We start from the raw sequence: 6,882 nt of genomic DNA, 5'->3' as shown, positions 1-6,882 counted from the left end.
TCGCCGGCGGCGAGGACGGCCAGGGCCGGGAAGAACCGCATGACGGTCCCGGCGAGGCCGCAGTCGACGTCGGCGGGGCCGCGCAGCGGGGCCGGGGTGATGCGCAGGTCCGCGCCGTCCGCCTCGACCCGGGTACCGAGAGCGCGGAGCGCGCCGACCATGAGGTCGGTGTCGCGCGAGTGGAGCGGGCGGACCAGCTCGGTGGGTCCGTCCGCGAGGGCGGCGAGCACGAGGTAGCGGTTGGTCAGCGACTTCGACCCGGGGACGTCGACGGTCGCGTCCAGTGGCGCGGCGGCGACGGGGGCGGGCCAGAGGTCCTCGGCGGGCGTCATGCCTGTGAGGGTAGTCGGCGCACGGGCCCGTCCCCGGGCGCGAACCGGTCAGCCCTGGTACTTGTCCTTGAGCGAGGCCTTGACGTGCGCGACGTCGGAGCGGTGGTCCCGGGCCTGGGCGGCACGCCAGGAGAGGGAGGGTTTACCGTCCCGGTCCGCGGCGGCGAGCAGGAGGCCCCCGCCGAGGCTGACGCCACGCAGCAGCCCGCTGGCGTAGCGCTTGCGCTGCTCGGCGCCCGACGCCGCCCACACCGGGTTGTTGACGAGCGTGAGCGGGACGTTGAGCACCGCGAGCGTGAGAGCGGCGGTGCGCGGACGGCGGCCGGTGGCCAGCATGAGCCCGGACAGCACCGACACGACCCCGCTGATCCGGGTGATCATCGCGGCGTCGGAGGTGAGCACCGGCGGTACACCGACCTTCTCGAGCAGCGGCGTCACGTTCTTGAACCGCTCCACATGGCGCTGCGGGCGCAGCACCGCGTCCACCCCGTCGGCGACGAACGTCGAGGCAAGCATCGGTCGGGCAAGACGGCGGATAAGGCTCATGTGTCATTGCTACCGCATTCCGGGCGCGCGGGCCAGGGGACAAAGGGCCGAATACGCCGGCACCGCCATCGGCACCGCCGTCGGCACCGGACCTGATCGGCCGGTCACGGCCGCGGAACGGCCGGCCACGGGAGGGAGGCCGGCCACGCGGTGGGCGGGCCGACCGCGTCGGTGGGCGTGTCGCGGCGGCGGGACGGAATGAATCGGGCCCCGGGCGCCGTTGCACCCCACATGAAGTCCTCTGTCCTCCTCGCTCCTGCCCGCCCGGCGCCCGGTGCCCCGGGCACCTGGCCGGACGCGCGGTCCGGCGGGGGCGGGATATCCTCGGTGGTGATGTCCGAGACCCACGAGGGTGACCTCGACCGCAGCCCCGAGGGCGAGTCCGATGCCGACCGCTCGGCACGCTTCGAGCGTGACGCGCTGCCGTTCCTGGACCAGCTCTACGGCGCCGCCATGCGCATGACCCGCAACCCGGCCGATGCCGAGGATCTCGTCCAGGAGACGTTCGCCAAGGCCTTCGCGGCGTTCCACCAGTACCGCGCCGGCACGAACCTCAAGGCGTGGCTGTACCGGATCCTGACCAACACCTTCATCAACTCCTACCGCAAGAAGCAGCGGGAGCCGCTCCAGTCGGACGCGGAGCAGGTGGAGGACTGGCAGATCCACCGGGCGGCGTCGCACACGTCCACTGGCCTGCGCTCGGCGGAGGCCGAGGCACTCGACCTGCTCCCGGACTCCGAGATCAAGGACGCCCTCATGCAGCTCCCCGAGGACTTCCGCATGGCGGTGTACCTCGCGGACGTCGAGGGTTTCGCCTACAAGGAGATCGCCGAGATCATGGGCACGCCCATCGGCACGGTGATGTCCCGACTGCACCGGGGACGGCGCCAGTTGCGTGAGCTCCTCGTCGACCACGCGCGCTCGCTCGGGCTCCGGACGGAGGCCAAGGCATGAGCACGCCCTACCCCGAGCCCACCACGCCCGACCTGCTCGAACGGGCCGAGCGTGCGGTCCTGAGCCGTTCCGCCGGTGCCACGGACTGTACGTGCGAGGAGCTCCAGGAGAACCTCATGGAGTTCCTGGACTCCGAGCTCTCCGAGGACGCCTGCACCCGCTACCGTGCGCACGCCGCCCAGTGCTCCTCGTGCAACGAGCTGGCCGACGCCGAGCAGCACATCCGGGACATGGTGCGCCGCTCCTGCGCCGAGGTGGCGCCGTCGTCGCTGCGGCGGCGGGTCGCATCCCAGCTCGACGTGCTGCGCGCCAACGGCATCCGCGCCGTCGACTGACGTCCCACCCCGGTGACCCGGCCGGCGCAGGCCACCTGCGCGACGAACGTCACGGCGAGGGCCGCGCGGAAGTGTGGGACCATGGACGGCGAGAATTCCCCCGTCGGTCGGCGGCACCAGCATCAGAGGAGACAACATGAGCAAGCGCGGTCGCAAGCGCCGGTCCCGCAAGAAGAGCAACGCGAACCACGGCAACCGTCCCAACGCCTGAGACGAACCACGTACGAGGCCGGCCCGGTGGCCGGCCTTCGTCGTCCCCGGGGTACACCTGCCCGCTTCGCCCCGGGCCCCGGCACCGCCCCCCGTTTCCGCCTGAGGCCCGGCACCGTCCCCCGCTTCCGCCCGGGCCCCGGCGCCCGGACCTAGGCTGGGGCCCATGCGCTGCGCCTATGTGATCAGCCAGGACGCCCAGGACCCGCTGGCCGGGCTGCGGATCGGTGACCTGACCGCCCCCGCGCCGCCGGCCGGCTGGGTCCGCGTCACCGTGCGCGCCGCGGCGCTCAACCACCACGACCTGTTCTCCCTGCGCGGGGTCGGCCTGCCCGCCGACCGCCTCCCGATGGTGCTGGGCACCGACGCCGCCGGCACGCTCGAGGACGGCACGGACGTCGTCGTCCACCCCGTCGTCCCCGGCGCGGGCTGGGTGGGGGACGAGACGCTCGACCCGCGGCGCACCCTGCTGTCCGAGCTGCACCCGGGCACGCTCGCCGAGCACGTGTGGGTCCCCGCCGGCAACATCGTGCCCAAGGCCCCGGAGCTGACCTGGGCCGAGGCCGCCTGCCTGCCCACGGCCTACCTGACCGCCTACCGCATGCTCTTCGCTGCCGCCGGGCTGCGCCCCGGGCAGACGGTCCTGATCCAGGGCGCGGGCGGCGGCGTCGCCACCGCCGCGACCGTGCTCGGCCGGGCCGCCGGGCTGCGTGTGTGGGTCACCTCGCGCACCGCCGCCAAGCGGGCACGCGCGCTCGAACTCGGTGCGCACGCCGTCTTCGAGGCCGGGACGCGGCTGCCCGAGCAGGTCGACGCCGTCGTCGAGACCGTCGGCGCGGCGACGTGGTCACACTCCCTGAGGTCGCTGCGGCCCGGGGGCACGATGGCACTCGCGGGTGCCACCAGTGGGGCGATGCCACCCGCCGACCTCAACCGCATCTTCTTCCGGTCGCTGCGAATCATCGGGACCACGATGGGCACCCGCACCCAGCTCCAGGACCTCCAGCGCCTGCTCGTCACCACCGGCGCCCGCCCCGTCGTCGACTCGGTGGTCTCCCTGGACGACGTCCCCGCAGCCCTCGGCCGGATGGCAGCGGGCGATGTGAGCGGGAAGATCGTCGTGGACCTCGCGCGGTGACCCGGACGCGTAGGGTCGAAACCATGGCAGCACGCAGGCGACCGCCCCATCCGCCCCGGCCTGGTGGGACGCACCGGTGAGCGCGAGCGAACGACCGGACTTCACGGAGGACTCCGTCGCGGGGTTCGGGGCCCAGGTGGCCCTGGCCTCGAGCGACCGGGCGCGCAGCTGGGACGCCGTCGCCGACGTCCTGACCGCGCCCGACGAGGAGCTGACCGAGCGACTGCGCGCCGGCGAGCTGACCGACGCGTGGCGCGCGGGCGCTCGGTGGCTGGGCGCCGACGCCGACCTCTTCCACGCCGACCTGCTCAAGATGGACGTCTACGCCCGCGGTGCGGTGCGTCGGCAGGTGGTGGGCGACCTCGCGGCGCTACGCCGGGACCACGAGGCACTCGTCGGTGCGGACGCGGCGCTCGCCGACCACGCCCGCGACCTGGCCGAGCTGTGCCGCCAGGAGGCGCAGGCGTGGGCAGCGGGCGACTTCGCCGACGGCAAGGCGTTGCGCGTGCGGGAACGGGATCTCATCGCCGAACACCTCGAGCCGGTGCTGCCCACGCTCGGTGGGCGCCTGGCGAACGAGGGCAGCACCGGCGTCGTGCGGACCATCGGCCGGCTGGTGCTGGCGGTGCTGTCGGTGGAGAGCGGAAAGGACTATCAGCGGGCGGTGCTGGGCGACAACCGCTCCGCGAGCACGGGCGGCAGCGCGGACCCGAACGGGTTCTGACGGCGATACGCGCACGTCGGGCACAGCCGTTCCCCCGAGGTGGTGGGGAAGCGCATCGAGCAGCGCGTGCACACGGTCGTGGTCAGGGTGGACACCGGGACCTCCGCCCCGGCCAGCGCCACGGACCATGGATGGTGCCCGGTGGCCGTGAGCACCGTCGTCGGACACAGGCCCGTGCAGCGCATGCACCCGTCGCAGCGGGCCGGGTCCTGGAGCAGGGTGGTGATCGCCGGGCCGTTCCCCCCGCCGGCGTGGGCGAGGCGCAGCGCATCGAACGGGCATGCCCGCACGCACACCCCGCACGCGACGCAGCCGGGCGCGGCGAGCGCGACGGCGTCACCCGGCGTGGCCGCCGCGCCCGCGGCGACGCCGAGGTCCCGCAGGGCGGCGGTGAGACGGTCGGGCGCGGCCAGGTACGTCGCCGGCAGGTCACGGGCGGTGCGGGCGCCGAGGCCGAGCACCTGCCGGCGGCTCACCGGCAGGTGCCCGGCATCGAGCACCGGCCGGTGCCGGGCGGTGCGCAGCGGCCCGGTGGCCGCGGCCTCCTCCAGCACCAGCCCGCCGGTCAGCAGATCGGCCAACCCGGCGAGGCGTGCGCGCACCGCGGCGGCGTCGGGGCACCCGTCCAGCCGGACGCTCACCCGGGAGGCGCCGACCGTCAGCAGTTCGACGACCTCGTGGCGTTCGACCGCGGCCAGGCAGGACGGGGCACGGACCACCGTCCGGCCCCGCTCACCCCGCATCGCCGCCGGGTGCTCGGCGCACACCAGTTCGAGGTGGATCGGCTCGCCCTGGTGGGCGAGCCAGTTCTGGAGCCTGTGCAGGCCGGCGGCCGTCACGGCAAGAAGGTGGCCCGGGCCAGGGTGAGCGTGCCCTGACCGAGCGCCGCGACCCCCTGGTAGAAGAACGTGGTCGAGCCGTTGGCGGCCTGCATGAGGCAGGTGGGCGCCCACACGAGCAGGTGCTCGTCGAGGAAGCGCGCCACGCCCGCCAGGAGGCGGGTCAGCTCGGCGTCGTCCCCGTGCTCGAGCGCGTCCATGGCGCGCACGCAGAGCATGCTGACGAAGTTCAGCTCGAGGCCGAGGTGGTCGTCCGGTTCCTTGTTGAGACGCGGTGCCGCGAGCCCGAACTCGGCGTAGGCGGCGCGGACGTCCATCGTCTCCTGCTCGAAGACCAGACCTTCGTCCGAGCGGTGCACCGACTCGTACGGCGGGGCCTTCATCTTCTCCGGGCCGAAGAAGAGCCGGTTGTAATCACGCTTGACCCGCGCGGCGTCCTCGTTCGCCGTCGCCGTCGCCGACTCCGACAGCAGCGCGACGCCCCGGGCGCACTCGGGATCGTTCTCCAGGGGCCAGCCCTCGGTGATCGCGAGGTCACGCACGCGCTCCAGCGCGCCGTCGTCTGGAGCCGCCAGGATGAGCTGGGAGAGCGTCGCCGTCGCCGCCGCGAAGGCGTCCAGGGTGTCGGCCAAGCCCGCACGGTCGGCGAGCAGGGCCGCCGTGTTCGGTGCGCGGCCCGCGACGGTGCGCGTCCCGGTCGTGCTCTGCCCGACGGGCTCTGCGCTGGCGGTCATGGTGTTCCCCTCGTCGCGTCGGACGGTGTCGTCCCGACCCTCATGTTCTCAACCGGGCCGTCGACGGGCCTGGGCCCTTGGGCCCTAAGGCCCGGTCGGGCGCCCCGCGGCCGCCCGAGGAGCCGGAACATCGCGCGGCGCCTGCGACCGGGCGCGCGGCCGGGCCGGTGGACCCAGCTCGCGGACGGAACGCCTGTGCCACGATGTCAGGTGTCGGCGACCAGGAGGAGCAGTCATGACCAAGCAGGGGAACGTGCCCGCACGCGGGGACGAGTCCGAGAAGATGGCCGCGATGAACAGGTGGCTCGACGCCGTCTGTGCCGAGCTCGACGTGGATCGGGGCGTCCTCGACGCCAACTCCGCCGGCCTGCTGGCGCTCATCAGTGACGTCGCGCACGGCCCCAGCCGCCCCGGCGCACCCCTGACGGCGTTCCTCGTCGGCCTCGCGGCGGCCCGCACCGGCGATCCGGCCGTCGCCGTGGCCCAGGGCGTGTCGCGGGTGTCCGTGCTCGCCACGAGCTGGGACGGCGCGGCGTGAGCGAGCCCGGGGCGGCCCCCGCCCACCCCGAACCCCGGCAGCCGGATACGTCCCGGGTGGGCGAGCCGGCCCGGCGGGTGGTGCTCGCCGAGGTCCGCGAGGCATCGGTCGATGTCGCCGAGTGCGCCGCCGCCGTTGAGGACGACGCCGCGGGAGCCGTCGTCACGTTCGGCGGGGTGGTCCGCAACCACGACGGCGGCCGAGCGGTGACCGAGATCGAGTACGTCGGCCACCCCGGTGCCACCGCGCTCGTCGCCGAGGTCGCCGCCGACGTCGCCGCCCGGTTCCCGGTCGACGCCGTCGCCGTCGTGCACCGCGTGGGCACGCTCGCCGTGGGGGACGTCGCGCTCGCGGCAGCCGTCTCCGCCGCGCACCGCGCCGAGGCGTTCGCGGCGACGGCGGAGCTGGTGGAGGAGGTCAAGCGCCGCCTGCCGGTGTGGAAACGTCAGGTGTTCCCCGACGGGTCACACGAATGGACCAACAGCGCCTGACCTGCGAAAGGGGCTCGCCCCCCCCGGTGCGAGCCCCGGTC

At 74.3% G+C, this 6,882-nt stretch carries 10 protein-coding genes and 1 pseudogene; 7 read left to right on the top strand and 4 right to left on the bottom strand.

What is annotated here, in order from left to right:
• Window positions 1-332 (bottom strand): annotated as a pseudogene (locus ACYC1Z_RS13365) (3-phosphoshikimate 1-carboxyvinyltransferase); the annotation flags it as partial.
• 48 nt (window positions 333-380) lie between these two features.
• Window positions 381-878, bottom strand: coding sequence for a DoxX family protein (locus ACYC1Z_RS13360; RefSeq protein WP_461410014.1), 498 nt, complete (start codon window positions 876-878; stop codon window positions 381-383).
• A gap of 231 nt (window positions 879-1,109) precedes the next feature.
• Here ACYC1Z_RS13360 and ACYC1Z_RS13355 point away from each other — a divergent pair, with 231 nt between their 5' ends.
• The 5 genes from ACYC1Z_RS13355 (at window position 1,110) to ACYC1Z_RS13335 (ending at window position 4,239) form a co-directional block, all read left to right on the top strand.
• Window positions 1,110-1,832 (top strand): sigma-70 family RNA polymerase sigma factor, encoded by a 723-nt coding sequence (locus tag ACYC1Z_RS13355; RefSeq protein ID WP_461410013.1) that lies wholly within the window; start codon window positions 1,110-1,112, stop codon window positions 1,830-1,832.
• Entirely contained in the window at window positions 1,829-2,167 is a 339-nt protein-coding gene (rsrA, locus tag ACYC1Z_RS13350; protein WP_461410012.1) for a mycothiol system anti-sigma-R factor, read from the top strand. Before ACYC1Z_RS13355 ends, rsrA begins: the two co-directional genes overlap by 4 nt.
• Window positions 2,168-2,303: 136 nt before the next feature.
• Window positions 2,304-2,378, top strand: a complete 75-nt coding sequence (locus tag ACYC1Z_RS13345) for a 50S ribosomal protein bL37 (RefSeq protein ID WP_461410015.1) — start codon at window positions 2,304-2,306, stop codon at window positions 2,376-2,378.
• A 165-nt stretch (window positions 2,379-2,543) separates the two neighbouring features.
• The gene (locus ACYC1Z_RS13340; RefSeq protein WP_461410011.1) at window positions 2,544-3,515 is read left to right on the top strand and encodes a zinc-binding dehydrogenase; all 972 of its coding nucleotides are present in this window, start codon (window positions 2,544-2,546) and stop codon (window positions 3,513-3,515) included.
• Window positions 3,516-3,591: 76 nt separating this feature from the next.
• A complete protein-coding gene (locus ACYC1Z_RS13335) occupies window positions 3,592-4,239 on the top strand; it encodes a hypothetical protein (RefSeq protein WP_461410010.1) in 648 nt (215 codons plus the stop codon).
• Here ACYC1Z_RS13335 and ACYC1Z_RS13330 read toward each other — a convergent pair.
• Both ACYC1Z_RS13330 and ACYC1Z_RS13325 read right to left on the bottom strand, forming a co-directional pair.
• The gene (locus ACYC1Z_RS13330; protein WP_461410009.1) at window positions 4,170-5,078 is read right to left on the bottom strand and encodes a 4Fe-4S dicluster domain-containing protein; all 909 of its coding nucleotides are present in this window, start codon (window positions 5,076-5,078) and stop codon (window positions 4,170-4,172) included. The two genes, ACYC1Z_RS13335 and ACYC1Z_RS13330, sit on opposite strands and share 70 nt — an antisense overlap.
• Window positions 5,075-5,812 (bottom strand): TorD/DmsD family molecular chaperone, encoded by a 738-nt coding sequence (locus ACYC1Z_RS13325; protein ID WP_461410008.1) that lies wholly within the window; start codon window positions 5,810-5,812, stop codon window positions 5,075-5,077. The genes ACYC1Z_RS13330 and ACYC1Z_RS13325 overlap by 4 nt, the downstream gene beginning before the upstream one ends.
• 235 nt (window positions 5,813-6,047) lie before the next feature.
• Here ACYC1Z_RS13325 and ACYC1Z_RS13320 point away from each other — a divergent pair, with 235 nt between their 5' ends.
• Both ACYC1Z_RS13320 and ACYC1Z_RS13315 read left to right on the top strand, forming a co-directional pair.
• Window positions 6,048-6,350 (top strand): DUF6457 domain-containing protein, encoded by a 303-nt coding sequence (locus tag ACYC1Z_RS13320; RefSeq protein ID WP_461410007.1) that lies wholly within the window; start codon window positions 6,048-6,050, stop codon window positions 6,348-6,350.
• The gene (locus ACYC1Z_RS13315; RefSeq protein WP_461410006.1) at window positions 6,347-6,841 is read left to right on the top strand and encodes a molybdenum cofactor biosynthesis protein MoaE; all 495 of its coding nucleotides are present in this window, start codon (window positions 6,347-6,349) and stop codon (window positions 6,839-6,841) included. Before ACYC1Z_RS13320 ends, ACYC1Z_RS13315 begins: the two co-directional genes overlap by 4 nt.
• Window positions 6,842-6,882: the final 41 nt, after the last annotated feature.

The organism is Georgenia sp. (assembly GCF_054605595.1).
This window is presented reverse-complemented; position numbering and strand designations above follow the sequence as displayed.

Coding starts and splice junctions, on each gene's coding strand:
- ACYC1Z_RS13360 (WP_461410014.1), bottom strand. CDS start 878: ATGAGCCTTATCCGCCGTCTTGCCCGACCGATGCTTGCCTCGACGTTC.
- ACYC1Z_RS13355 (WP_461410013.1), top strand. CDS start 1,110: ATGAAGTCCTCTGTCCTCCTCGCTCCTGCCCGCCCGGCGCCCGGTGCC.
- rsrA (WP_461410012.1), top strand. CDS start 1,829: ATGAGCACGCCCTACCCCGAGCCCACCACGCCCGACCTGCTCGAACGG.
- ACYC1Z_RS13340 (WP_461410011.1), top strand. CDS start 2,544: ATGCGCTGCGCCTATGTGATCAGCCAGGACGCCCAGGACCCGCTGGCC.
- ACYC1Z_RS13325 (WP_461410008.1), bottom strand. CDS start 5,812: ATGACCGCCAGCGCAGAGCCCGTCGGGCAGAGCACGACCGGGACGCGC.
- ACYC1Z_RS13320 (WP_461410007.1), top strand. CDS start 6,048: ATGACCAAGCAGGGGAACGTGCCCGCACGCGGGGACGAGTCCGAGAAG.